The organism is Pseudomonas sp. EggHat1 (assembly GCF_014892995.1).
GTDB lineage: Bacteria > Pseudomonadota > Gammaproteobacteria > Pseudomonadales > Pseudomonadaceae > Aquipseudomonas > Aquipseudomonas chaetocerotis.
Genome location: NZ_JACKQK010000017.1, coordinates 114,872 through 137,642, shown reverse-complemented (window position 1 = coordinate 137,642; position 22,771 = coordinate 114,872). Strand labels below are relative to the sequence as shown.

The 22,771-nt window shown below is 59.8% G+C and carries 19 protein-coding genes, 2 tRNA genes and 2 rRNA genes; 16 read left to right on the top strand and 7 right to left on the bottom strand.

What is annotated here, in order from left to right; genetic code table 11:
* Nucleotides 1-566: 566 nt before the first annotated feature.
* From INS93_RS22085 to INS93_RS22065, 5 genes are all read left to right on the top strand, one after another.
* Nucleotides 567-2,103, top strand: a 16S ribosomal RNA gene (locus INS93_RS22085).
* A gap of 85 nt (nt 2,104-2,188) precedes the next feature.
* Nucleotides 2,189-2,265 (top strand) — tRNA-Ile (locus INS93_RS22080).
* A gap of 22 nt (nt 2,266-2,287) precedes the next feature.
* Nucleotides 2,288-2,363, top strand: a tRNA-Ala gene (locus INS93_RS22075).
* 261 nt (nt 2,364-2,624) lie between these two features.
* A 23S ribosomal RNA gene (locus INS93_RS22070) occupies nt 2,625-5,517 on the top strand.
* Together the 16S and 23S rRNA genes with 2 tRNA genes alongside form the textbook arrangement of a ribosomal RNA operon.
* A 446-nt stretch (nt 5,518-5,963) precedes the next feature.
* Nucleotides 5,964-6,305, top strand: coding sequence for a PilZ domain-containing protein (locus INS93_RS22065; RefSeq protein WP_160018759.1), 342 nt, complete (start codon nt 5,964-5,966; stop codon nt 6,303-6,305).
* Between the two features lie 112 nt (nt 6,306-6,417).
* On the opposite strand, the gene flhA is transcribed toward INS93_RS22065, so the two are convergent.
* From flhA to INS93_RS22030, 7 genes are read right to left on the bottom strand one after another with little or no spacing between them, the layout of a single operon-like run.
* Nucleotides 6,418-8,514 carry a flagellar biosynthesis protein FlhA gene (gene flhA / locus INS93_RS22060; protein ID WP_192985538.1) on the bottom strand — a complete coding sequence of 699 codons (2,097 nt, stop codon included), beginning with the start codon at nt 8,512-8,514 and terminating at the stop codon, nt 6,418-6,420.
* 3 nt (nt 8,515-8,517) lie between these two features.
* Entirely contained in the window at nt 8,518-9,651 is a 1,134-nt protein-coding gene (flhB, locus tag INS93_RS22055) for a flagellar biosynthesis protein FlhB (protein WP_192985537.1), read from the bottom strand.
* A complete protein-coding gene (gene fliR, locus INS93_RS22050) occupies nt 9,644-10,438 on the bottom strand; it encodes a flagellar biosynthetic protein FliR (protein WP_160018762.1) in 795 nt (264 codons plus the stop codon). Before fliR ends, flhB begins: the two co-directional genes overlap by 8 nt.
* A 3-nt stretch (nt 10,439-10,441) precedes the next feature.
* Nucleotides 10,442-10,714 carry a flagellar biosynthetic protein FliQ gene (locus INS93_RS22045; protein WP_037051071.1) on the bottom strand — a complete coding sequence of 91 codons (273 nt, stop codon included), beginning with the start codon at nt 10,712-10,714 and terminating at the stop codon, nt 10,442-10,444.
* Between the two features lie 12 nt (nt 10,715-10,726).
* Nucleotides 10,727-11,479 (bottom strand): flagellar type III secretion system pore protein FliP, encoded by a 753-nt coding sequence (gene fliP, locus INS93_RS22040; protein WP_192985536.1) that lies wholly within the window; start codon nt 11,477-11,479, stop codon nt 10,727-10,729.
* The gene (fliN, locus tag INS93_RS22035; protein ID WP_045735562.1) at nt 11,479-11,850 is read right to left on the bottom strand and encodes a flagellar motor switch protein FliN; all 372 of its coding nucleotides are present in this window, start codon (nt 11,848-11,850) and stop codon (nt 11,479-11,481) included. The genes fliP and fliN overlap by 1 nt, the downstream gene beginning before the upstream one ends.
* Complete coding sequence (locus INS93_RS22030; protein WP_192985535.1) at nt 11,847-12,686, bottom strand: FliM/FliN family flagellar motor switch protein; 840 nt, start codon at nt 12,684-12,686, stop codon at nt 11,847-11,849. The genes fliN and INS93_RS22030 overlap by 4 nt, the downstream gene beginning before the upstream one ends.
* A 479-nt stretch (nt 12,687-13,165) precedes the next feature.
* On the opposite strand from INS93_RS22030, the gene INS93_RS22025 reads away from it, so the two are divergent.
* From INS93_RS22025 to ubiA, 11 genes are all read left to right on the top strand, one after another.
* Nucleotides 13,166-14,575 carry a sigma-54 interaction domain-containing protein gene (locus INS93_RS22025; RefSeq protein WP_192985534.1) on the top strand — a complete coding sequence of 470 codons (1,410 nt, stop codon included), beginning with the start codon at nt 13,166-13,168 and terminating at the stop codon, nt 14,573-14,575.
* Between the two features lie 12 nt (nt 14,576-14,587).
* Nucleotides 14,588-14,923 (top strand): flagellar hook-basal body complex protein FliE, encoded by a 336-nt coding sequence (locus INS93_RS22020; RefSeq protein ID WP_192985533.1) that lies wholly within the window; start codon nt 14,588-14,590, stop codon nt 14,921-14,923.
* A 19-nt stretch (nt 14,924-14,942) separates the two neighbouring features.
* Complete coding sequence (gene fliF / locus INS93_RS22015; RefSeq protein ID WP_192985532.1) at nt 14,943-16,628, top strand: flagellar basal-body MS-ring/collar protein FliF; 1,686 nt, start codon at nt 14,943-14,945, stop codon at nt 16,626-16,628.
* The gene (locus INS93_RS22010) at nt 16,603-17,667 is read left to right on the top strand and encodes a FliG C-terminal domain-containing protein (RefSeq protein ID WP_192985531.1); all 1,065 of its coding nucleotides are present in this window, start codon (nt 16,603-16,605) and stop codon (nt 17,665-17,667) included. The genes fliF and INS93_RS22010 overlap by 26 nt, the downstream gene beginning before the upstream one ends.
* Nucleotide 17,668: 1 nt before the next feature.
* Nucleotides 17,669-18,361: a flagellar assembly protein FliH gene (gene fliH, locus INS93_RS22005; RefSeq protein ID WP_192985530.1), complete on the top strand. Its 693-nt coding sequence runs from the start codon at nt 17,669-17,671 to the stop codon at nt 18,359-18,361.
* A 16-nt stretch (nt 18,362-18,377) separates the two neighbouring features.
* On the top strand, nt 18,378-19,694 hold the full coding sequence (fliI, locus tag INS93_RS22000; RefSeq protein ID WP_192985529.1) for a flagellar protein export ATPase FliI: 1,317 nt from the start codon (nt 18,378-18,380) through the stop codon (nt 19,692-19,694).
* Entirely contained in the window at nt 19,691-20,116 is a 426-nt protein-coding gene (locus INS93_RS21995) for a flagellar FliJ family protein (protein WP_072426154.1), read from the top strand. Before fliI ends, INS93_RS21995 begins: the two co-directional genes overlap by 4 nt.
* A 78-nt stretch (nt 20,117-20,194) precedes the next feature.
* Nucleotides 20,195-20,473 (top strand): flagellar biosynthesis anti-sigma factor FlgM, encoded by a 279-nt coding sequence (flgM, locus tag INS93_RS21990; protein WP_192985528.1) that lies wholly within the window; start codon nt 20,195-20,197, stop codon nt 20,471-20,473.
* Nucleotides 20,470-20,916: a flagellar export chaperone FlgN gene (gene flgN / locus INS93_RS21985; RefSeq protein ID WP_192985527.1), complete on the top strand. Its 447-nt coding sequence runs from the start codon at nt 20,470-20,472 to the stop codon at nt 20,914-20,916. The genes flgM and flgN overlap by 4 nt, the downstream gene beginning before the upstream one ends.
* 157 nt (nt 20,917-21,073) lie before the next feature.
* Complete coding sequence (locus INS93_RS21980) at nt 21,074-21,625, top strand: chorismate--pyruvate lyase family protein (RefSeq protein ID WP_160018772.1); 552 nt, start codon at nt 21,074-21,076, stop codon at nt 21,623-21,625.
* A 224-nt stretch (nt 21,626-21,849) separates the two neighbouring features.
* Nucleotides 21,850-22,740 (top strand): 4-hydroxybenzoate octaprenyltransferase, encoded by an 891-nt coding sequence (gene ubiA / locus INS93_RS21975; protein WP_192985526.1) that lies wholly within the window; start codon nt 21,850-21,852, stop codon nt 22,738-22,740.
* Nucleotides 22,741-22,771: the final 31 nt, after the last annotated feature.

Genomic DNA, 22,771 nt, shown 5'->3' with positions numbered 1-22,771 from the left:
GCTTGACGTGCATTCTGCTGGCGGTAGAATGCGCGCCACTTCAGCGATGAAGCTCTTCAAAAACTTCTTGTTAATCAATAAGTTAAGTTTAAAAGAGGGGTTGCAAAGCGAGGTGAGGCGTGTAGAATGCGCGCCGGTCGACAGGGTGRTGGTTTGATCCTGTTGATGCTTCGGTCGAATGGATCGAAAGCGGTTTGAAAGAGGTGGTTGACAGCGGTTTTGAACGCTGTAGAATGCGCCTCCCGCTGGAGAGAAGAAGTTCTGATTGAAGGCGCAAGTGGTTGAGTAGAAAGAAGTTTCTCCGGAAACAAATTCGAAAAACAGCTTGACAGATAGAGAGGCTGCTGTAGAATGCGCGCCTCGGTTGAGACGAAAGGCTTAACCAACTGTTCTTTAACAACTGAATCAAGCAATTCGTGTGGGTGCTTGTGAGGTAAGACTGATAGTCAACTGATTATCAGCATCACAAAGCAACACTCGTTAATTCGAGAGTTACCTTTCATTAATTTGAAAGTTTTGCGATTGCTGAGCCAAGTTTAGGGTTTTCTCAAAACCCAAGCAGTATTGAACTGAAGAGTTTGATCATGGCTCAGATTGAACGCTGGCGGCAGGCCTAACACATGCAAGTCGAGCGGATGAGAGGAGCTTGCTCCTTGATTTAGCGGCGGACGGGTGAGTAATGCCTAGGAATCTGCCTGGTAGTGGGGGATAACGTCCGGAAACGGGCGCTAATACCGCATACGTCCTACGGGAGAAAGCAGGGGACCTTCGGGCCTTGCGCTATCAGATGAGCCTAGGTCGGATTAGCTAGTTGGTGAGGTAATGGCTCACCAAGGCGACGATCCGTAACTGGTCTGAGAGGATGATCAGTCACACTGGAACTGAGACACGGTCCAGACTCCTACGGGAGGCAGCAGTGGGGAATATTGGACAATGGGCGAAAGCCTGATCCAGCCATGCCGCGTGTGTGAAGAAGGTCTTCGGATTGTAAAGCACTTTAAGTTGGGAGGAAGGGCATTAACCTAATACGTTAGTGTTTTGACGTTACCGACAGAATAAGCACCGGCTAACTTCGTGCCAGCAGCCGCGGTAATACGAAGGGTGCAAGCGTTAATCGGAATTACTGGGCGTAAAGCGCGCGTAGGTGGTTCGTTAAGTTGGATGTGAAAGCCCCGGGCTCAACCTGGGAACTGCATCCAAAACTGGCGAGCTAGAGTACGGTAGAGGGTGGTGGAATTTCCTGTGTAGCGGTGAAATGCGTAGATATAGGAAGGAACACCAGTGGCGAAGGCGACCACCTGGACTGATACTGACACTGAGGTGCGAAAGCGTGGGGAGCAAACAGGATTAGATACCCTGGTAGTCCACGCCGTAAACGATGTCAACTAGCCGTTGGGTTCCTTGAGAACTTAGTGGCGCAGCTAACGCATTAAGTTGACCGCCTGGGGAGTACGGCCGCAAGGTTAAAACTCAAATGAATTGACGGGGGCCCGCACAAGCGGTGGAGCATGTGGTTTAATTCGAAGCAACGCGAAGAACCTTACCTGGCCTTGACATGCTGAGAACTTTCCAGAGATGGATTGGTGCCTTCGGGAACTCAGACACAGGTGCTGCATGGCTGTCGTCAGCTCGTGTCGTGAGATGTTGGGTTAAGTCCCGTAACGAGCGCAACCCTTGTCCTTAGTTACCAGCACGTTATGGTGGGCACTCTAAGGAGACTGCCGGTGACAAACCGGAGGAAGGTGGGGATGACGTCAAGTCATCATGGCCCTTACGGCCAGGGCTACACACGTGCTACAATGGTCGGTACAAAGGGTTGCCAAGCCGCGAGGTGGAGCTAATCCCATAAAACCGATCGTAGTCCGGATCGCAGTCTGCAACTCGACTGCGTGAAGTCGGAATCGCTAGTAATCGTGAATCAGAATGTCACGGTGAATACGTTCCCGGGCCTTGTACACACCGCCCGTCACACCATGGGAGTGGGTTGCTCCAGAAGTAGCTAGTCTAACCTTCGGGGGGACGGTTACCACGGAGTGATTCATGACTGGGGTGAAGTCGTAACAAGGTAGCCGTAGGGGAACCTGCGGCTGGATCACCTCCTTAATCGAAGACATCAGCTTCTTCATGAGTATCCACACGAATTGCTTGATTCATAGTCGAAGACGATGCTGTAACGCGACCCTGTTATAGGTCTGTAGCTCAGTTGGTTAGAGCGCACCCCTGATAAGGGTGAGGTCGGCAGTTCAAATCTGCCCAGACCTACCAATTGCTTGGTGCAGAAGAATACGGGGCCATAGCTCAGCTGGGAGAGCGCCTGCCTTGCACGCAGGAGGTCAGCGGTTCGATCCCGCTTGGCTCCACCACTCTCTACGCGGTTGCGGTGTGAAGTGAAAGAGTTCAGAAATGAGCGCTTCAGGGTAAGCCTGATGAGTGCTGATTTCTGGTCTTTTGACCGGTACGAATATCGTTCTTTAAAAATTTGGATATGTGATAGAAGTGACTGATTAATTGCTTTCACTGGCAATTGATCTGGTCAAGGTAAAATTTGTAGTTCTCAAGACGCAAATTTTCGGCGAATGTCGTCTTCACGATTGAGACAGTAACCAGATTGCTTGGGGTTATATGGTCAAGTGAAGAAGCGCATACGGTGGATGCCTTGGCAGTCAGAGGCGATGAAAGACGTGGTAGCCTGCGAAAAGCTTTGGGGAGTCGGCAAACAGACTGTGATCCAGAGATCTCTGAATGGGGGAACCCACCCGGCATAAGCCGGGTATCTTGTACTGAATCCATAGGTGCAAGAGGCGAACCAGGGGAACTGAAACATCTAAGTACCCTGAGGAAAAGAAATCAACCGAGATTCCCTAAGTAGTGGCGAGCGAACGGGGACTAGCCCTTAAGTTGATTTGAGTGTAGTGGAAGGCTCTGGAAAGTGCCGCCGTAGTGGGTGATAGCCCCGTACACGAAACGCTCTTATCAATGAAATCGAGTAGGACGGGGCACGAGAAACCTTGTCTGAACATGGGGGGACCATCCTCCAAGGCTAAATACTACTGACTGACCGATAGTGAACTAGTACCGTGAGGGAAAGGCGAAAAGAACCCCGGAGAGGGGAGTGAAATAGATCCTGAAACCGTATGCGTACAAGCAGTGGGAGCCTACTTTGTTGGGTGACTGCGTACCTTTTGTATAATGGGTCAGCGACTTATATTCAGTGGCGAGCTTAACCGAATAGGGGAGGCGTAGCGAAAGCGAGTCTTAATAGGGCGCTTTAGTCGCTGGGTATAGACCCGAAACCGGGCGATCTATCCATGGGCAGGTTGAAGGTTAGGTAACACTGACTGGAGGACCGAACCGACTACCGTTGAAAAGTTAGCGGATGACCTGTGGATCGGAGTGAAAGGCTAATCAAGCTCGGAGATAGCTGGTTCTCCTCGAAAGCTATTTAGGTAGCGCCTCGTGTATCACTGCTGGGGGTAGAGCACTGTTTCGGCTAGGGGGTCATCCCGACTTACCAAACCGATGCAAACTCCGAATACCAGCAAGTGTCAGCACGGGAGACACACGGCGGGTGCTAACGTCCGTCGTGAAAAGGGAAACAACCCAGACCGTCAGCTAAGGTCCCAAAGTTATGGTTAAGTGGGAAACGATGTGGGAAGGCTTAGACAGCTAGGAGGTTGGCTTAGAAGCAGCCATCCTTTAAAGAAAGCGTAATAGCTCACTAGTCGAGTCGGCCTGCGCGGAAGATGTAACGGGGCTCAAACCATACACCGAAGCTACGGGTTCATCCTTTGGATGAGCGGTAGAGGAGCGTTCTGTAAGCCTGTGAAGGTGAGTTGAGAAGCTTGCTGGAGGTATCAGAAGTGCGAATGCTGACATGAGTAACGACAATGCGAGTGAAAAACTCGCACGCCGAAAGACCAAGGTTTCCTGCGCAACGTTAATCGACGCAGGGTTAGTCGGCCCCTAAGGCGAGGCAGAAATGCGTAGTCGATGGGAAACGGGTTAATATTCCCGTACTTCTAGTTACTGCGATGGAGGGACGGAGAAGGCTAGGCCAGCACGGCGTTGGTTGTCCGTGTTTAAGGTGGTAGGCTGAGATCTTAGGTAAATCCGGGATCTTAAGGCCGAGAGCTGATGACGAGCGTTCTTTTAGAATGCGAAGTGGTTGATGCCATGCTTCCAGGAAAAGCTTCTAAGCTTCAGGTAACTAGGAACCGTACCCCAAACCGACACAGGTGGTTAGGTAGAGAATACCAAGGCGCTTGAGAGAACTCGGGTGAAGGAACTAGGCAAAATGGCACCGTAACTTCGGGAGAAGGTGCGCCGGTGAGGGTGAAGTATTTACTACGTAAGCCCATGCCGGTCGAAGATACCAGGCCGCTGCGACTGTTTATTAAAAACACAGCACTCTGCAAACACGAAAGTGGACGTATAGGGTGTGACGCCTGCCCGGTGCCGGAAGGTTAATTGATGGGGTTAGCGCAAGCGAAGCTCTTGATCGAAGCCCCGGTAAACGGCGGCCGTAACTATAACGGTCCTAAGGTAGCGAAATTCCTTGTCGGGTAAGTTCCGACCTGCACGAATGGCGTAACGATGGCGGCGCTGTCTCCACCCGAGACTCAGTGAAATTGAAATCGCTGTGAAGATGCAGTGTATCCGCGGCTAGACGGAAAGACCCCGTGAACCTTTACTATAGCTTTGCACTGGACTTTGAGCTTGCTTGTGTAGGATAGGTGGGAGGCTTTGAAGTGGGGACGCCAGTTCTCATGGAGCCAACCTTGAAATACCACCCTGGCAACCTTGAGGTTCTAACTCTGGTCCGTTATCCGGATCGAGGACAGTGTATGGTGGGTAGTTTGACTGGGGCGGTCTCCTCCCAAAGAGTAACGGAGGAGTACGAAGGTGCGCTCAGACCGGTCGGAAATCGGTCGTAGAGTATAAAGGCAAAAGCGCGCTTGACTGCGAGACAGACACGTCGAGCAGGTACGAAAGTAGGTCTTAGTGATCCGGTGGTTCTGTATGGAAGGGCCATCGCTCAACGGATAAAAGGTACTCCGGGGATAACAGGCTGATACCGCCCAAGAGTTCATATCGACGGCGGTGTTTGGCACCTCGATGTCGGCTCATCACATCCTGGGGCTGAAGCCGGTCCCAAGGGTATGGCTGTTCGCCATTTAAAGTGGTACGCGAGCTGGGTTTAGAACGTCGTGAGACAGTTCGGTCCCTATCTGCCGTGGACGTTTGAGATTTGAGAGGGGCTGACCTTAGTACGAGAGGACCGGGTTGGACGAACCTCTGGTGTTCCGGTTGTCACGCCAGTGGCATTGCCGGGTAGCTATGTTCGGAAAAGATAACCGCTGAAAGCATCTAAGCGGGAAACTTGCCTCAAGATGAGATCTCACTGGAGCCTTGAGCTCCCTGAAGGGCCGTCGAAGACTACGACGTTGATAGGTGGGGTGTGTAAGCGCTGTGAGGCGTTGAGCTAACCCATACTAATTGCCCGTGAGGCTTGACCATATAACACCCAAACAATCTGCCCTCGCGCAGAGGGTGTCGATGGTGAAGTCGACAGAAAGCCGAAAATTTGCAAGAACTACAAATTATCTATCACGTATCCAAGTAGGTCATCGTCAAGCTCCTATACGAAACCCCAGATCGCCAAAGCGGTCTGGGGTTTCTTCTTTGTGCGCCGGAAAACAACGCTTCGCGTAGGGTGCGCTGCGCGCACCGCTCAGGGTGCAGTCATCTCGGTGCGCGCGGCGCACCCTGAGGTGGACACGCTGCAGAGGTCGCTCGTGCAAGTCATCAGCGGTTACCTCGAATTTAAGTGTGTGTTCGCTATGGTCGTCTTGTTCTGATGAATCACAGGCCATCAATGCGCGACTTCCTTCGGAATGATCTCGATTGATAACTCCTGATCCTTGCGATCCAACCAGACGTGGCGAGCACTAAGGCATTCTCCTATGCGTCAATCGAGTCGTATCACCTTCCGCTCTACCTTCCGCATCAAGATCAGCGATCGAGAAAGCGACACGCTGATCGGTTATGCGGGCGATGTTTCCGAATGCGGGATGAAACTGCTGAGCGATACGCCTGTGGAGCCCGGAAGCGAACTGAAGCTACGCGTGCGCATGCGTGATCGTCAGGGAGAGATGCGCCAGGTGGATGTGAACATGGTCTGTCAGTGGTCGCAGGAGAATACCCGCACAGGCTTCTTCGAAGCCGGGCTGGCCTTGCAGGAGGAGACGGCCGAGTACGTCCGACTGATCGACGGAATGCGCAAAGTGCGCAAGGAAAAGGCTTAGGTGAGGCGGATGGAGGGGCGATGAAGGAGATCGCTCTGGCGCGGCAATCTTGTTATCAGGTCTGAGCGGGTCGATGCGAAGAACATCCACCCGCGTGCTCGACGTTTGCTGATCAGCCCAGCGTGCCGAGAATATTGACGCCCACTCTTTCCGGGATCTCGTTCTGCGACAGCACATGCAGGCCCGGGCTGAACACCCGCGCATACCGTGCCAGCAGCGGGCGTAGTTGCGGCATCACGGTAAGGATTGGCGGGTGCCCGTCCTTTCGCAACTTCTCCTTCACTACCGGCATGGTGTTCTGCAACTGATTGAGCAGGCTGGGCTCTACCGGGATGTTGTCCAGGCTCACCGCACCGGCCTGCTGGGCGATGGCCAGGGCATTGAGCAGGGTGTTCTCCAAGGCGTTTTCGAGAATGAACACCGACAGCTCCTGACGCTCGCCAGCGATCATGCCGACGATGCTGCGGCGCAGTGCGTAGCGCACGTCCGAGGCCAGCAATACCGGGTCTTTGGTGGATTCACTGGCTTCGAGCAGCGTCGTCGCGATGGTGACGATATCCTTGAGCGGCACCTGCTCCTGCAGCAGCTGGCGATAGACACGGTGTTGCTGGGTGTAGCTGAGCTGACTCTTCAGGCTGTCGGCCAGCTTCGGCGCCTGCACCTGAAGACGCTGCATCAGATGATCGACGTCGTCGTGCTTGAACACATCGGGCAGATGTTCGCGGATGACCTTGTTCAGGTGCGTGGCGATAACGCTGGCACAGTCGATGACCTGGTAGCCGAGATTCAACGCACGCGCCTTGTCCTCCGGCTGGATCCACACCACCTGCATGCGATAGGCCGGATCTACGCCGAGGATGCCATCGATCTCGCCGTAGAGCTCCGGTGAGGGGATGGCCATCATGCGATCAGCATGCAGCTCGGCGCTGTCGATCTTCTCGCCATTGATCTGGATGCTGTACTGCGATGCCTTAAGGCGCAGGCTGTCGCGGATATGCACTTCTGGCAGCAGGAAGCCGAGGCTTTCCGATAGGGTCTGACGTACGCCGCGCACACGCTGTGTCAGAGGCGCGCCGGCGGCTTCGTTGACCAGGCCGACCAGTTTGTAGCCCAGCGACACGGACAGACGTTCGACCAGCGGGATGTCCTCCCACACCATGTTTTGCGCGCGTTCCTGTTCCATCGCCTTGCCCAATGCCTCGACCTGTTCGAGGCTGGCGGCTTCAGTGGGTGGGCCATTACGAGCTACCATCCAGGCGATGAAGGCCACCAAAGCGGCGAAGCTGATGAAAGCCAGGTGCGGCATGCCTGGCACCAGTGCCAGGGTGAACAGAATTCCGGCCACGGTATAGAGCAGTGCCGGTTGGGCCAACAGCTGGCGATTCACCTGCTGGGTGATGTCCGAGGATTCGTTGATCCGCGTGACGATGATCGCCGCCGCAGTGGACAGCAGCAGTGCCGGTATCTGCGCTACCAGGCCATCACCGATGGTCAGCAGGGCGTACTGCTGGAAGGCCTGGCCTGTGCCCAGGTCGTAGACGAACAGGCCGATGGCGAAGCCGCCGAACAGGTTGATCAGGAGGATCAGAATACCGGCGATGGCATCGCCACGGACGAACTTCGAGGCGCCGTCCATGGCCCCGTAGAAGTCGGCTTCCTTGGCCACTTCCGCGCGGCGGCGCTTGGCTTCGTGTTGCTCGATCAGGCCGGCATTGAGGTCGGCGTCGATAGCCATCTGCTTGCCCGGCAAGGCATCGAGGGTGAAGCGCGCGGTGACCTCGGAGATACGCTCGCCGCCCTTGGTGATGACGATGAAGTTGATGATCATCAGGATCACGAACACCACCAGACCGACGATGAAGTTGCCGCCGATCACGACCTCACCGAACGACTCGATCACCTTGCCCGCTGCGCCGGTACCGGTATGGCCTTCGAGCAGCACCACGCGTGTGGAAGCAACGTTCAGGCACAGGCGCAGCAGTGTGGTGATCAGGATCACCGTAGGGAACAGGGAAAAATCCAGCGGGCTCTTCGACGATACGCTGACCAGCAACACCAGGATGGCCATGGCGATGTTGAAGGTAAAAAGGGCATCGAGCAGCACCGGTGGCAGCGGTAGGATGACCATGGCCAGGATCGACAGGATCAGCACCGGAATACCGATACGACCGCTGCGGAAGGTGGGCGCGAGTTGCTGCAGTAGGTTCATGAATCAGCCCCTGTTGGCCAAGCTGTCGGGAATCGGGAGGTTGCTCGCCAGTTCTGGCTTGCTTCTGCGCCCCTGGCGCCAGGCCTTGAGCTGCAGGATGTAGGTCAGCACATGGGCCACGGCGGTATATAGCGGGGCCGGGATCTGCTGGTTGATCTGGGTGGTGAAGTAGATGGCGCGTGCTAGCGGTGGTATTTCCACCACTTCGAGTGCGTGCTTGGCGGCCATCTGGCGCATGTATAAGGCGGTTTCATCGACGCCCTTGGCCAGCACGAAGGGCGCGGCGGCCTTCTTGGTGTCGTACTTGAGCGCCACGGCGTAATGCGTCGGGTTGACGATGACGACGTCGGCGTTCTTGATCACCTTGCTGATTTGTCTCTGCAACATCTGCCGTTGCAGTTGCTTGATGCGCGCCTTGACCTCAGGGCGGCCCTCCTGGTTCTTGTGTTCCTCCTTGCGCTCCTGCTTGGTCATGCGCATCTTCTTGAGGAAGAAGTAGCGCTGCAGCGGGATGTCGATGAAGGAAAACACCACGAAGATCAGCATCAGGTACAGGGTCAGATTGAAGGTCAGGTTCAGGGCCGCCGAGATCGCCTCGAAGACGCTGCTGCGTTGTAGCGCGATCAGATCCGGCAGAGCGGCGCGCACCAGTACATAGCCGACACCGAGCAGCACCAGTACCTTGAGGATCGACTTGAGTAATTCACTCCAGTTCTGCGCCGAGAAGATCTTGCCCAGGCCGGTAATGGGATTGAGCTTGCTGAATTTCGGGGCAAAGTTTTTCGCGGAAAACACCCAGCCGCCTGGCACCAGGGACAGCGCTACCACCAGCACGGAGGTGAGCAGCAGGGGCGACAGCAGTTTGATGAACACCAGCATGTTGTAGCCAAGCAGGGTGTCGAGGTCATCCAGGCCGATCTCGCTATGCCCGAACTGGATGTACGACAGGCGGAAACTGTCGCTGAGCCCCTCCAGGAAAAGCCCAGCGCTGAACTTGAGGATGAACAGGGTGGCGATCAGCGAGATGGTGGTCGACAGGTCCTTGGAGCGCGCGACCTGGCCGTCATCCTTGCTCTTTTTCAGTTTGTGCGCGGAGGCCTCTTCCGTCTTTTCCTGGCCGCTGTTCTGCTCAGACATCGCCGCCCTCGCGCAGAATCACACCGATGCCGTTGAGCAGCTCGCGGGTCAGGTGCAGGTAGCTGTCGGGCAGATTGGGCAGAGTCAGATAGATGCACAGCAAGCCCATCAGGATGCTGATGGGAAAGCCGAGGGAGAACAGATTCATGGCCGGCGAAATACGGTTGAGCAAGCCGAAGCAGAACTGCACCAGGGTCAGGCAGAACACCACTGGCAAGGTAACCAGCACGGCGGCGGCCAATACCCAGGCGAAGGCCTGCACGAAGCTTTGTGCGCCCAGGTAATGCAGGCCGCTGCCGACCGGCCAGAACAGGAAGCTCTGATACAGCACGCTGATGGTGACCAGGTGGCCGTCGATAGCGAAGAACAGCAGCACCAGCAGAATGAAGTACAGCTGGTAGATGATCGAGGACGACGACACGCCGTTCACCGGGTCGTTGTAGCGCGCCATGCTCATGCCCATCTGCGTCGACACCACCTCACCGACCACCATGAAAATGGTGAACACCAGTTGCAGGGTCAGTCCCAGCAGCACGCCGAAAGCGATCTGTTCCAATGCAGTCATCAGCCCCTTCAGTGAAAGCGGATCGATCTGCGGCATGTCCGGCAGCGCCGCGCCAAGGGCAATGGTCAAGGCCAGGGCGAGGAGGATGCGCACGCGCACCGAGACTGCCTTGTGATTGAACAGTGGCGCCATGCTGAGCAGGGCAACGATGCGGCAGAACGGCCACCAATAAGCCTGCAGACTGGTCAGATACTGGCTGGCATGCAGCACGGGTTCGGACATGCTTCAGCCCACCAGATGTCCGGCCTGCTTGAAGGTTTCGATGAACAGATCCCCCAGCGTGCGCAGGATCCAGTGGCCGGCGAACACCAGCATCGCCAGAGTGATCAGCAGGCGCGGGAGGAAGCTGAGCATCTGTTCGTTGATCTGCGTGGCCGCCTGGAAAATGCTCACCAGCAGGCCGCCGAGCAGGCTCGGTACTACCAGTACGCAGACGATCAGGCCAGTGATATAGACCGCGTGAGCCACCAGCTCGGCGGCATGTTCGGGCGTGAGCATCGCGTAGCCTCGCTAATAGGGCTGAATACTGGTGGTGAGGGTGCCGACCAGCAGCGCCCAGCCATCGACCAGAACGAAGATCAGCAGCTTGAACGGCAGCGAGATCATCATCGGCGAGAGCATCATCATGCCCATCGCCATCAGTACGCTGGCCACCACCAGGTCGATCACCAGAAAGGGCACGAAGATCATGAAGCCGAGTTGAAAGGCGGTCTTCAGCTCACTGAGTACGAAGGCCGGCAGCAGCAGGGAGAAGTCCAGCTGGGCCAGGTCCTCGGGCATTTCTTCACCCGCGAGGGCGACCAGGGTTTCCAGCGAGTTCTTGCTGGTCTGTGCCAGCATGAACTGGCTGATGATGCGCTTGCCTTCGACCAGGCCCTGTTCGAGGCTGATCTGGTCGGCCTCGAACGGCACGTAGGCCTCGGTGTACATCTCCTGCCACACCGGGCGCATCACCAGCAGCGTGAGGCACAGGGCGATGCCGACCAGCACCGGGTTGGGCGGGCTCTGCTGCAGGCCGATGGCCTGGCGCAGGATGGCCAGGACGATGATGAAGCGGGTGAAGCAAGTCATCATCATCAACATGGCCGGGAGAAAACCCAGCAGCGTCATGATCAGCAGGATCTGCAGCTTGACGCTCAGGGTCTGGCCATCTTCAGTGTCGTTGAAGTTGAACAGGGTAATGTCGCCGCCGGCCGCCTGGGCCAGCAACGGGCAGCACAGGGCTGCCAGCAGCAGGCCGGATTGCAGCAGACGGCGCAGCATCACACGCCCAGTCCGCTGAGGCCGCTACCGGACAGCTCGACGATGCGCAGGCCGTAGTTGCCGTTCATCACCACCACTTCGGCCTTGGCGAACAGCGCGCCGTTGACCTTCACGTCCAGCGGTTCGCCTGCCAGCTTGTCGAGAGCGATCACGCTGCCGGCGTCGACGTCCATCAGCTCCTTGAGGGTGATCTCGGTGGAGGCCACTTCCAGGGTGACGTTCACCGGGATCTTGCCGAAGAAGCTCAGGTCCTGCTGCGGCAGGCTGGCAGGCGCTTGCTCCGGGGCGGAGTCACTGACGGCCTCATCGAGATTGAGGCCGGCGTCGTTGATCAGGCTGTCGAAATCGTTATCGGAAATAGGGCTGCTCATGGGGTCTTCATGCTCTCAAGAGAAGTCAGGAACAAGGAGCCGTCGTCTTCGAAGATGGCGCCGCGAAACAGCTTCTGCTGGTTGATCTGTACATCGCAGCGCTCCAGCAGGCGCATCGGCAGGATGTCGCCGGGGCGCAGGGCAAGCACTTGCGACAGTGGCATCTGCAGGCTGGCTACCACGCAGTCCAGGCGCACCGGCAACTGACGAATCTGATTGAGCGAGTTGCCGCCCTGAGTCACCGGAGCCGGGGTCGTGAGGCGGCTGGTCAGCTCATCGACCAACTGTGTATCCAGATAGATGAAGATCGATGCCTGGCTGCCGGTGATATGGCTGGTGAAGTGGAACTCTGCCACGTACTCCCAGGCTGCTTCTTCATAGGTGTTGTCGTAAGGCTCAAGCTTGCCGAAGGTCTGGCCGGCGAGAATCGAGCGGGCGAACAACTGGGTCACGTCCATACCCAGGCGCGTACGCATGCGCTGCTCCGACGTACTCACTGGCGGCGCTTCGTGGTTGGGCAGGCAGGTGCCGCCGTAGTAACACTCCAGCGCTTCGGTCAGCAGGGCGCGGTCCATGGCGAAACCGACCTTGCCCAGTGTCGAGCGATACAGACACTCGGCCTCTTTATTCACGTGCTCGTGAACATCGACGCGCAGCAGTTCAAGATTGATCCGATAGTTACGCAGAAAGTAGTCACTGATAATGCGTGGATACTTGCTGGAGAGCTCGCGAATATAGTGGGGAATCTTGTGGTAATGCCGGCCAAGTTTCTGCGGTTTCAACCGGGTCAGACTGTCGGCGGGCACGCCATGAAGGACTTTTTTAATCCTGGTCATGTTGTGGGCTGTATTCCTGGTTGTAACTGCGCGTGCACCATCGAGCAATTCGATAGGCGTGCAGAGAATGTTTTGATATGCCGGCGGGCTTTGGCAGCAGTGCCTTGGCCATGGCGTCGAATTCACCCGGGAATAAGCACGCAGGCCCGTGATGACGAGGAGGAGTCTAGGCCGAGGGAGGGCGAGAAATTAAATCAATAGATATCAAATGCCGTTTTTGATAGCGATTTGCCGGCATTGATAGGAAATAACAACAAGTAATTCGGCGGTTTTCTGTGCGCTTGTTAACGTGTGCGCCGTGATCCGTTGCGCGTATGTATGGCATGCCGTCAAGTGCTGCCGAAGTTGACCAATACAAGCGACGGAAAGTTTCGAAAGATTAAGGGGCCGCGTGAAAAAAATCTGTCATCTACTTGGCAGTTTTGCACACAGGGTCGAATGCCGCCGCCGGGCTCATGAAAGACATCGGGTGATTTACCTTGAAGCATTCAACTCAAACGGTAAGTTACGCCTGCGACGAGTTGTTCAATGAACAGCTGGGGCAGCAACATATAGTCGTGATCGGTCAGGCCGATGCGGCCAGCGAGCGCCTGTTGACCGGTGGTCTGCTACGCCAGGGCTTTCAGGTACGCCGCTTCGCCAGCTGCCTGGAACTTGACCCGCGCGCACTGGAAGCTGCCAGCCTGGTGCTGGTGTTCGTCAGCAGCCTGGCGGGCAACACCCTTTATGCACAGGTAGACGCCATCCTGCGCCAGGTCGGTCGCGTGGGTGTAGTGCCGGTCGTGGAGTATGCCGACCAGGAGAAAGCTGCAGCCTTGCTCGAACTGGGCTGTGTCGACTACCTCCTGGCACCTTTCAGCGAAGCCCAGCTCAATGCGCTGCTGCGCCGTCAGGAATCGGCCAGCGCTGGCGAAGAGGGTTTCGTTTCCTGCTCGCAGGCCGGCCGCCGTTTGCTGGCCATGGCTCAGCGCGTGGCCATGACCCGCGCGCCCATCCTGATCACTGGCGAGACCGGCACCGGCAAGGAGCTGATGGCCCGCTACATTCACCGTTTTTCCGCGCAGGATGATGCGCCTTTCATCGCCGTGAACTGTGCGGCGATACCCGAGCAGATGCTCGAATCCATTCTCTTCGGCCACGAAAAGGGTGCCTTCACCGGTGCCGTGAGTGCTCAGCCCGGCAAGTTCGAGTTGGCCAATGGCGGCACGCTGTTGCTCGACGAGATCGGTGAACTGCCGCTTGGCCTGCAGGCCAAGCTGTTGCGCGTGTTACAGGAGCAGCGCGTCGAGCGTCTGGGCGGGCGCCGGGAAATTGCCCTGGACGTGCGCATCATCGCGGCCACCAACCGCGATCTGCAGCAGGAAGTGGCAGAGGGCCGTTTCCGCGCCGACCTGATGTTCCGTCTCGATGTACTACCGCTGCACATCAGCCCGCTGCGTGAGCGCAGGGAGGACGTGCTGGCTCTGGCGCGGCGCTTCATCCGCCAGTACGCCCCGCAGGACGCCCGCCACGAACTGCTCACCGAAGATGCCTGCCGCGCGCTGCTGGCGCATGACTGGCCGGGCAATGTGCGCGAGCTGGAGAACTGCCTGCAGCGCGCGCTGATTCTGCGCAATGGTCTGTACATCCAGGCTCAGGACCTGGGCCTGAGCGTACCGGTGAGCAACGTGCCAGAACAGGCGCCACGTCTGCAGCCGCAGGCGCTCGAAGGTGGCAAGGCAGCCTTGCGCGCGAGCGGCAAGTGGGCCGAGTACCAACATGTGATCGACACCATCCGCCGTTTCGGTGGGCACAAGACCAAGGCCGCCGAAAGCCTTGGCATGACCCCGCGCGCACTGCGCTATCGCCTCAACGCCATGCGCGAGCAGGGCGTTCAGATTCCCGTCTAGGAGAAGCAAAGGATGAATTCGATTAGCCAGGTGCAGCAGGACCTGCTGGGCCGCATGGAACAACTCAAAAGCCTCAGCGAAGCGACGCCGATCAAGCCAGCGCAGGCTTTTGCCGTGCAGCCCGGCGAGCCAGGTTTTGCCGCTGCTTTTGACAATGTGGTGCGCGCCGTGGACGCGCAGCAGCATCGTTCCGGCGAGCTGATGGCCGCGGTCGACAGCGGACAGAGCGATGACCTGGTGGGGGCGATGATCGAGAGCCAGAAGGCCAGCGTCTCGTTCAGTGCGTTGATGCAGGTGCGCAACAAGCTATCCAGCGCTTTCGACGACATCATGAAGATGCCGCTGTAAGCGGATCGGGGGCTGACGCGTGCTGCAGACCATAAGAAGCAAGCTGCCTGAACACGGGCTGAAACTCGATCCACGCATGACCCTGATCGGCCTTGCGCTGATCGCCGCCTTGCTGGCGGTTGGTGTGGTGTTCTACCTCTGGCGCGACCAGGGCTCTTTCCGGCCACTGTATGGCAGTGGTGAAGCCTATCCGGCCGCCGAGGTGATGCAGGTGCTCGACGGTGACGCGATCATCTACCGCCTGCATCCGCAGAGCGGTCAGGTGTTGGTGCGCGAAGATCAGCTTGGCCGCGCGCGCATGTTGCTGGCCGCCAAGGGCGTGCAGGTCAAGGTGCCGGCCGGCTACGAGCTGTTCGACAAGGACGAGCCGCTGGGCACCAGTCAGTTCGTCCAGGATGTGCGCCTCAAGCGCAGCCTGGAGGGCGAACTGGCGCGTACGGTGATGGCGCTCAAGGGCGTGGAAGGCGCGCGCGTGCACCTGGCGTTGCAGGAGAGCAGCTCCTTCGTGGTCGGCAAGCGTGAGCCGGGCAAGGCCTCGGTGATGCTGCAGCTGGCGCCTGGCTACAAGCTGGCGCCGGAGCAGGTCAGCGCCATCGTCAACCTGGTGGCTGGCAGCGTGCCGCAGCTTGACGCGGGCAATGTTCAGGTCGTCGACCAGTACGGCGCGCTGCTGTCGCGCGGTATCGACACACTGGGCGGTCCGGTACAGAACTGGCAGGTGGTCGACGACTACCAGAACAAGGCCGTGGCCAATGCCGAGGCGGTGCTGGCGCCGGTGCTCGGCGGTGGCAACTACCGTATCAGCGTGTCTGCCGACATCGATTTCAGTCAAAAGGAAGAAACCTTCCAGTCCTACGGCGAGACGCCGCGCCTGCGCAACGAAGTGCTGCGCGACGAGAGCGTGCTCGATCAGTTGGCACTCGGCGTTCCCGGCGCGTTGGCCAACCGTCCGCCGCAGCCTGCGCCGGAGCCGCCTGCCGATCAGGCGCAGGCGGGCGCTCAGGCGGAGCCTGCCAATCCGGCGGCGACCTCGCTGCGCAAGGAGTCCAATCGCCAGCTGGATTACGACCAGAGTGTCACTCACGTCAAACACGCGCCCTTCAGCCTGCGTCAGCAGAGCATCGCCGTGGTGCTCAATGCCGCCGTGGCGCCAGAGGGTGGCTGGACGCCCGAGGCGCGCGCCGAGCTTGAGGCGATGGTCAAGAGCGCGGTGGGATTCAACCAGGCGCGCGGTGATCTGCTGACGCTGAGCGTCTTCCCCTTCACCGATGCCGGTATCGGCAGTGCCGGTGACGAGCTGCTGCCCTGGTGGGAAAACGCCAAGGTGCATGACCTGGCCAAGCTCGGCGTGTTCGCCCTGATCAGCCTGCTGCTGTTGCTGATGGTGGTGCGCCCTGCAGTACGCAGCCTGAGCCAGCGCAGCCAGTCTGGTGCGCCTGTGGCGATCGAGGGCGACGAACAGCTCGCGCTGCACGCCGAGCGCGCAGCGGAGCGCCTGCTGGCGCGCGTTGGCGACGATGCGCCGGGCGCTACCGTACTCGGCGAACTCAGCCCCCTGTCGGAGATTCGCCTGCCGGCGCCTGGCTCGGGCCTGGAGCTACAGATCGAACACCTGCAAATGCTGGCCAAGAACGATCCCGAGCGTGTCTCGGAAGTCATCAAACAGTGGATAGGGCGTAATGAACGAGACCTCAACCCAGCCTGACGGCCGCGGCGGCTCCACCGCCCAGGAAATGCGCATGCGCGTGCAGAAGCGATCGCTGAGTACGTCCGAGCAGGCCGCCATTCTCATGCTGAGCATGGGTGACGAGATTTCTGCCGGGGTGCTCAGGCACTTCTCGCGCGAGGAGATCGTCAGCATCAGCCAGGCGATGGCGCGGCTGTCCAACGTCAAGCAACCGATGGTTTCCGACGTCATTGGTCGCTTCTTCGAGGACTACAAGGAGCAGAGCAGCATCAAGGGCGCCTCGCGCGGCTACCTCGACGGCATGCTCAGCAAGGCGCTGGGCAGCGAAATCACCCGCTCCCTGCTCGACAGCATCTACGGCGAGGAGATCCGCGCCAAGATGGCCAAGATGGAGTGGCTCGACCCGAAGCAGTTCGCCGCGCTGATCGCCAAGGAGCACGCGCAGATGCAGGCGGTATTCCTCGCCTTCCTGCCGCCGGGCATGGCCAGCGAAGTGCTGGAATGCATGCCCAAAGAGCGCCAGGACGAGCTGCTGTATCGCATCGCCAACCTCAACGAGGTCAACAGCGACGTCATCGCCGAGCTGGAGCAGTTGATCGAGCGCAGCCTGGCGGTGCTCAGCACGCAGGGCTCGCAGGTGCGCGGGGTCAAGCAGGCGGCGGACATCATGAACCGCTTCAAGGGCGATCGCGGGCAGATGTTCGAACTGCTGCGCGCCCATGACGATCAGTTGGTCGAGCGCATCGAGGATGAAATGTACGACTTCTTCATCCTCTCGCGGCAGAACCAGGACGTGCTGCAGGCGCTGCTCGAAGCCGTGCCGCTGGAAGAGTGGGTGGTCGCCCTCAAGGGCGCCGAGCCCGAGCTGGTACGCGCCATCACCGGCGCCATGCCCAAGCGCCAGGCCCAGCAGATGGAGTCGATCAACAGGCGCCAGGGCCCGGTGCCGTTGAGCCGTGTCGAGCAGGTGCGCAAGGACATCATGGCCGTGGTGCGCGAAATGTCGGCCAGCGGCGAGCTGCAGGTGCAACTGTTCCGCGAACAAACGGTGGAGTGACATGACGGTCAAGGTAATCAGCGGCGACGTCCGCCCGTGGCGCGCCTATCGCTTCCCCCCGCGCAGCAGCCAGCCAGCCGTGGACTGGAGCGGCGATGCCGCCGGCCTGCAGCGGGCCATGGCCGATGGCTTTCAACAGGGCATCGAGAAGGGTTACCAGGACGGCCTGCAGCAGGGTGAGGAAGCCGGGCGTCAGACCGGCTTCGAGCAGGGCCGCGATGAGGGAATGAAGGTCGGGCGCGAGCAGGGGCGCAGTGAAGGTCGCCGCGAATTCGAGCTGGCCGCCCAGCCACTGCAACAGATCAGCGAGAAGGTCGAGCAGTACCTGGGCGAGTTGGAGCACAAGCGTCGTCAGGAGCTGCTTGAGCTGGTCAAGAAGGTATCGCAGCAGGTCATCCGCTGCGAACTCACGCTGCATCCGACCCAGTTGCTGGCGCTGGTCGAGGAGGCGCTGACCAGCATGCCCGGCGAGCCCGAGGACGTTCAGGTATTGCTCAGCCCCGAAGAGTACGCGCGGATCAGGGCGCTGGCGCCGGAGCGTGCGGCGAACTGGAAGCTGGTCGCCGACGAGCGCCTGGCGTTGGGCGAGTGCCGCGTGGTTACGCCGCAGGCCGAAGCCGACGTGGGTTGCCAGCAGCGCCTGGACGCTTGCATCGACACCCTGGCCGAACATCTGCACCTGACTGAAGCCTGAGCGGGAGCAGACTCTGATGCTCGACTACAAACTCGACGAAGCGCTGCGCTCGCTCGATGGCGTGCAACTGGCCAAGGTGGCCGGGCGCCTGGTGCGGGTCTCCGGCATGCTGCTGGAGAGCCTCGGCTGCCAGCGCAGCACCGGCCAGCGCTGTCGCGTCGAGCAGGCCGATGGCAGCCTGCTGGATGCCCAGGTGGTCGGCTTCAACCGCGATATCACCTACCTCATGCCGTTCAAGAAGCCGATCGGCCTGGCCGCCGGCTCACGGGTATTCCCAGCCAAGGACGAAGCGCTGCTGCAGATCGACGAATCCTGGTTAGGGCGCGTGGTCAACGGTCTTGGCGAGCCGCTGGACGAGCGCGGCAAGCTCAGCGGACGCGACCCGTTGCCGGTCGAGCTGCCCAAGGTCAACCCACTCAGACGTCGCCCGGTGGAGGCTGCGCTGGATGTCGGCGTGCGCGCCATCAATGGCCTGCTGACCCTCGGCAAGGGGCAGCGTGTCGGCCTGTTCGCCGGCTCCGGGGTGGGCAAGAGCGTGCTGCTGGGCATGATCACCCGGCAGACCAAGGCCGATGTGGTAGTGGTCGGGCTGATCGGCGAGCGTGGGCGTGAGGTGCAGGAATTCATCCTTCACTCGCTCGGCGAGGAAGGGCTGCGCAAGGCCGTGGTCGTCGTGGCGCCGGCCAATGAATCACCGCTGATGCGCCTGAAGGCCACCGAGCTGTGCCACAGCATCGCCGCCTATTTTCGCGATCAGGGCCAGGACGTGCTGCTGCTGGTCGACTCGCTGACTCGCTACGCCATGGCCCAGCGTGAGATCGCCCTGGCTCTCGGCGAGCCGCCGGCGACCAAGGGCTATCCGCCATCGGTATTCGGCATGCTGCCGGAGCTGGTGGAAAGCGCCGGCAATGGTGAGAGCGGCAGCGGCAGTCTCAGTGCCATCTACACCGTGCTGGCCGAAGGCGACGACCATCAGGACCCGATCGTCGATTGCGCGCGGGCGATTCTCGACGGCCATATCGTGCTCTCAAGGCGTCTGGCGGATGTCGGCCATTACCCGGCCATCGACATCTCCGCTTCGGTCAGCCGCTGCATGAGCCAGGTCGGTGAAGCAGCACATCTGGCGGCCGGGCGTCAGTTCAAGGAGTTCTACAGCACCTTCGAGAAGATCAAGGAGCTGATCCCGCTCGGCGGCTATACGCCGGGTATGGATGCCAAGACCGACCGCGCCGTGCAGCTGGCGCCCAGCCTCGAACGCTTTCTGCGCCAGGAGGTCGGCAGTGGCGCCGAACTCGGCGCCAGCATCGCCACCTTGCAGAGCATCATCAAATGAAAGAACAGCTGGAAGTGCTCGGCCGCCTGGCCAGCCTGCGTGGCAACCGTGTGCAGCAGATGCTCGGGCGGGTCAGCTATCAGCAGAACCTGTGTCAGCGCTACCGCAACAACATCACCGGGCTCAGCCGCCTGTGCGGTTTCAGCGTACCGATGACCACGCCGCTGCAGCGCGACAATCAGCAGCGCTACAAGGCGACGCTGTACAAGATGGTCGAACTGCAGCGCCGCGAGCTGGCGCTGGCCGAGGAGAACCTGGCGCGCATTCAGCGTGAGCTGCTGGCGGCGATGCGCAGCGAGAAGGTCATCACCCAGTTTCTCGAGGGCAAGATGGGCGAGTGGCAGGATCTGCTTGCCCGTCAGGAGCAGAAGATCCAGGATGGCCTGGCCGCGCAGGCCTGGTGGCGAACCCAGGTCGGTTAATTTTTACCTGACGCGTTTAAGTTCTTGTCGCGCCCGGTCGCTCTTAGGCCATAACACCACGCGAGTTGGATTCGAATCATGGAAATAAGCAGGCATCTCAAGCCCAGCCTTAACCCGGCCAGCGACGCTCCGGCACAGGTACCGAGCGCCCGCGCGCAGTCGAGCGGCAATGCTCGTGCGAGTGCCAGCCAGGAGCCGCGTCTGGAACAGCTGCAAGACGCCTTGCGCAGCCTTCCCGAAGTCGACCTGGACAAGGTTGCCCAGCTCAAGGCGGCGCTGGCTCGCGGCGAACTGAGCAGCGATCCGGCCGCGCTGGCCGGCAGCATGCTGACGTATCACAGCGGTAGCGATGCGTGATCACCGCGCGTGAGCAACAACTGCTTCTGGTCGTCGAGCAGGACCTGGAGCAAGACTGCGCCGGCTATCTGGTCCTGCGCGGGCTGATGCAGGAGCTGTATCAGCAGTTGCTCAAGCGCGACAGTCAGCAGATCGATCTGCTCAACGAACAGATCCTGCCGCTGGTCGACCAGGCCAAGGCCCGTGCCGAACGCCGCAGCAAAGTGCTGGCTGCCTTTGCGCTGGGCAGCGGTCATAGCGCCATGCAGAAGCTGCTGGCACGCTATCCACAGGCCCAGCGCAATCACCTTGCGCACACCTGGGAGCAGCTCGGTCAACTGGCCGGCCAGTGCAAGCGGCTCAACGAGCGCAACGGCAAGCTACTGGCCATGCACCACGAGATTCTCGAACAGCTGCTCGGCGAGCCGGGCTCGGCGCAGTTGTACGCGCCGCAGCCGTATTGAGTCGCGGCTAAAGCCCCTCCCACATGGGCGAGTGCCAGCATCTGAGTCGAGGGCTGCACTGTGGGAGGCGCTTCAGCGGCGACTGCCTCCTTGTGCAAAAAGCGACTATCGCACCGTGCTAGACTCGCGCGCTTCCGATCCGTGGTGATTTCTCTCCGTGCCTCACGCCGCTCTCGCCCATCCGCCGCGCTGGCTGACCAATGCCCAGCTGCATCCGCAGCCTTGTGCCGGCGTGCGCGACTGGTTGTTCAACGAGGATTCGCTGACCCGGCGCTTGACTGCGCTTTCTGCTGATGGCTTCTCGGTGACGCCGCTGCAACAGGGCTGGCAGCGTCTGCGCGCGGACGAGTGCGCATTGCTCGGCGTGGCCGATGGCAGCCAGGGCTGGGTGCGCGAGGTGTACCTGCGCGGTCATGAGCAGCCCTGGGTGTTCGCCCGTAGCGTTGCCGCGCGCAGCGTGCTGGAGGGTTCCGGGCTGAATCTGGCCGAGCTGGGCAGTCGCTCGCTGGGTGAACTGCTGTTCAGTGACCGGGCGTTTGATCGCGGCGAGTTGCAGGCCTGCCGCTATCCGGCGGCCTGGCTGCCGGAAGAGGTGCGCGAAGAGCGCCTGTGGGCGCGGCGCTCGTGCTTCAGCCGGGGTGCGCTCGGTGTATTGGTGGCCGAGGTGTTTCTGCCGGCCTTCTGGCAAGCGGCGGGTATCGAGGCGTAGGGTTCGCAATAGCATCGCTCACTCAGGCTATACCTCTTGTCTGTTGGGCCTATGGCGTACTGCTTCGCGACGACTGCATGGCTGCAGGAGGTAAAGCGACGCAGGAAGCCAAAGCCGAGTACGCACTACGCGTTGAACCGTTTTTGGCGGTGAGCATCGCCGCTAAAGCGCCTCCCACACACGCTTGCCCGTATAATCCGCGCAACCTGCACGGAGACGCTTCGATGTACACCCGCCTGTTGCAATCGACCACCCGCCTGCACCCGCGCGCCTGGGATTTTATTCAGCTGATGCGCCTGGACAAGCCCATCGGCATCTATCTGCTGTTGTGGCCGACCTTATGGGCGCTGTGGGTGGCAGCCGAAGGCGTGCCGAGCGCGAAGAACCTGTTCATCTTCGTCGCTGGCGTGATCCTGATGCGCGCCGCCGGTTGCGTGATCAACGACTACGCCGACCGCAACTTCGACGGTCACGTTGGCCGCACCAGGGCCCGTCCGCTGGCCAGCGGCAAGGTCAAGCCGCGCGAGGCGCTGGTGCTGTTCGCTGTGCTGGTGGCGCTGAGTTTCGTGCTGGTGCTGTTCACCAACGCCACCACCATCTGGCTGTCCTTCGGTGGCCTGGCGTTGGCAGCCTGCTACCCCTTCATGAAGCGCTACACCTTTTACCCGCAGGTGGTGCTTGGCGCGGCATTCTCCTGGGGCATGCCGATGGCCTTTACCGCAGAAACCGGCAACCTGCCGCCGGAAGCCTGGTTGCTGTACATCGCCAACCTGCTGTGGACGGTTGCCTACGACACCTACTACGCCATGGCTGATCGTGAGGACGACCTGAAGATCGGGGTGAAGTCCACAGCCATCCTGTTCGGCGACGCCGACCGACTGATCATCGCCATCCTGCAGGGACTGGCGCTGCTTTGCCTGCTACTGGCTGGTGCACGTTTCGAACTGGGCCTGTACTTCCACCTTGGCCTGCTGGTGGCCGCCGTCTGCTTCGCCTGGGAGTTTCACGTGACCCGTCGGCGCGAGCCGTTGGTGTGCTTCAACGCCTTCCTGCACAATCATTGGGCAGGGCTGGCGATCTTCGTCGGTATCGTGCTGGACTACGCGTTACGTTAAGCGCTGCCGCGCACCTGTCATATCGCTGCAA

Excerpts from the sequence above, each read along its gene's own strand:
- flhA (WP_192985538.1), bottom strand. The coding sequence starts at position 8,514 with ATGAACCTACTGCAGCAACTCGCGCCCACCTTCCGCAGCGGTCGTATC.
- fliR (WP_160018762.1), bottom strand. The coding sequence starts at position 10,438 with ATGTCCGAACCCGTGCTGCATGCCAGCCAGTATCTGACCAGTCTGCAG.
- INS93_RS22020 (WP_192985533.1), top strand. The coding sequence starts at position 14,588 with ATGAATTCGATTAGCCAGGTGCAGCAGGACCTGCTGGGCCGCATGGAA.
- INS93_RS21995 (WP_072426154.1), top strand. The coding sequence starts at position 19,691 with ATGAAAGAACAGCTGGAAGTGCTCGGCCGCCTGGCCAGCCTGCGTGGC.
- ubiA (WP_192985526.1), top strand. The coding sequence starts at position 21,850 with ATGTACACCCGCCTGTTGCAATCGACCACCCGCCTGCACCCGCGCGCC.
- flgM (WP_192985528.1), top strand. The coding sequence starts at position 20,195 with ATGGAAATAAGCAGGCATCTCAAGCCCAGCCTTAACCCGGCCAGCGAC.
- INS93_RS22045 (WP_037051071.1), bottom strand. The coding sequence starts at position 10,714 with ATGCTCACGCCCGAACATGCCGCCGAGCTGGTGGCTCACGCGGTCTAT.
- fliP (WP_192985536.1), bottom strand. The coding sequence starts at position 11,479 with ATGCTGCGCCGTCTGCTGCAATCCGGCCTGCTGCTGGCAGCCCTGTGC.
- INS93_RS22010 (WP_192985531.1), top strand. The coding sequence starts at position 16,603 with ATGAACGAGACCTCAACCCAGCCTGACGGCCGCGGCGGCTCCACCGCC.
- INS93_RS22030 (WP_192985535.1), bottom strand. The coding sequence starts at position 12,686 with ATGACCAGGATTAAAAAAGTCCTTCATGGCGTGCCCGCCGACAGTCTG.
- flhB (WP_192985537.1), bottom strand. The coding sequence starts at position 9,651 with ATGTCTGAGCAGAACAGCGGCCAGGAAAAGACGGAAGAGGCCTCCGCG.
- fliN (WP_045735562.1), bottom strand. The coding sequence starts at position 11,850 with ATGAGCAGCCCTATTTCCGATAACGATTTCGACAGCCTGATCAACGAC.
- fliH (WP_192985530.1), top strand. The coding sequence starts at position 17,669 with ATGACGGTCAAGGTAATCAGCGGCGACGTCCGCCCGTGGCGCGCCTAT.
- INS93_RS22065 (WP_160018759.1), top strand. The coding sequence starts at position 5,964 with ATGCGTCAATCGAGTCGTATCACCTTCCGCTCTACCTTCCGCATCAAG.
- fliI (WP_192985529.1), top strand. The coding sequence starts at position 18,378 with ATGCTCGACTACAAACTCGACGAAGCGCTGCGCTCGCTCGATGGCGTG.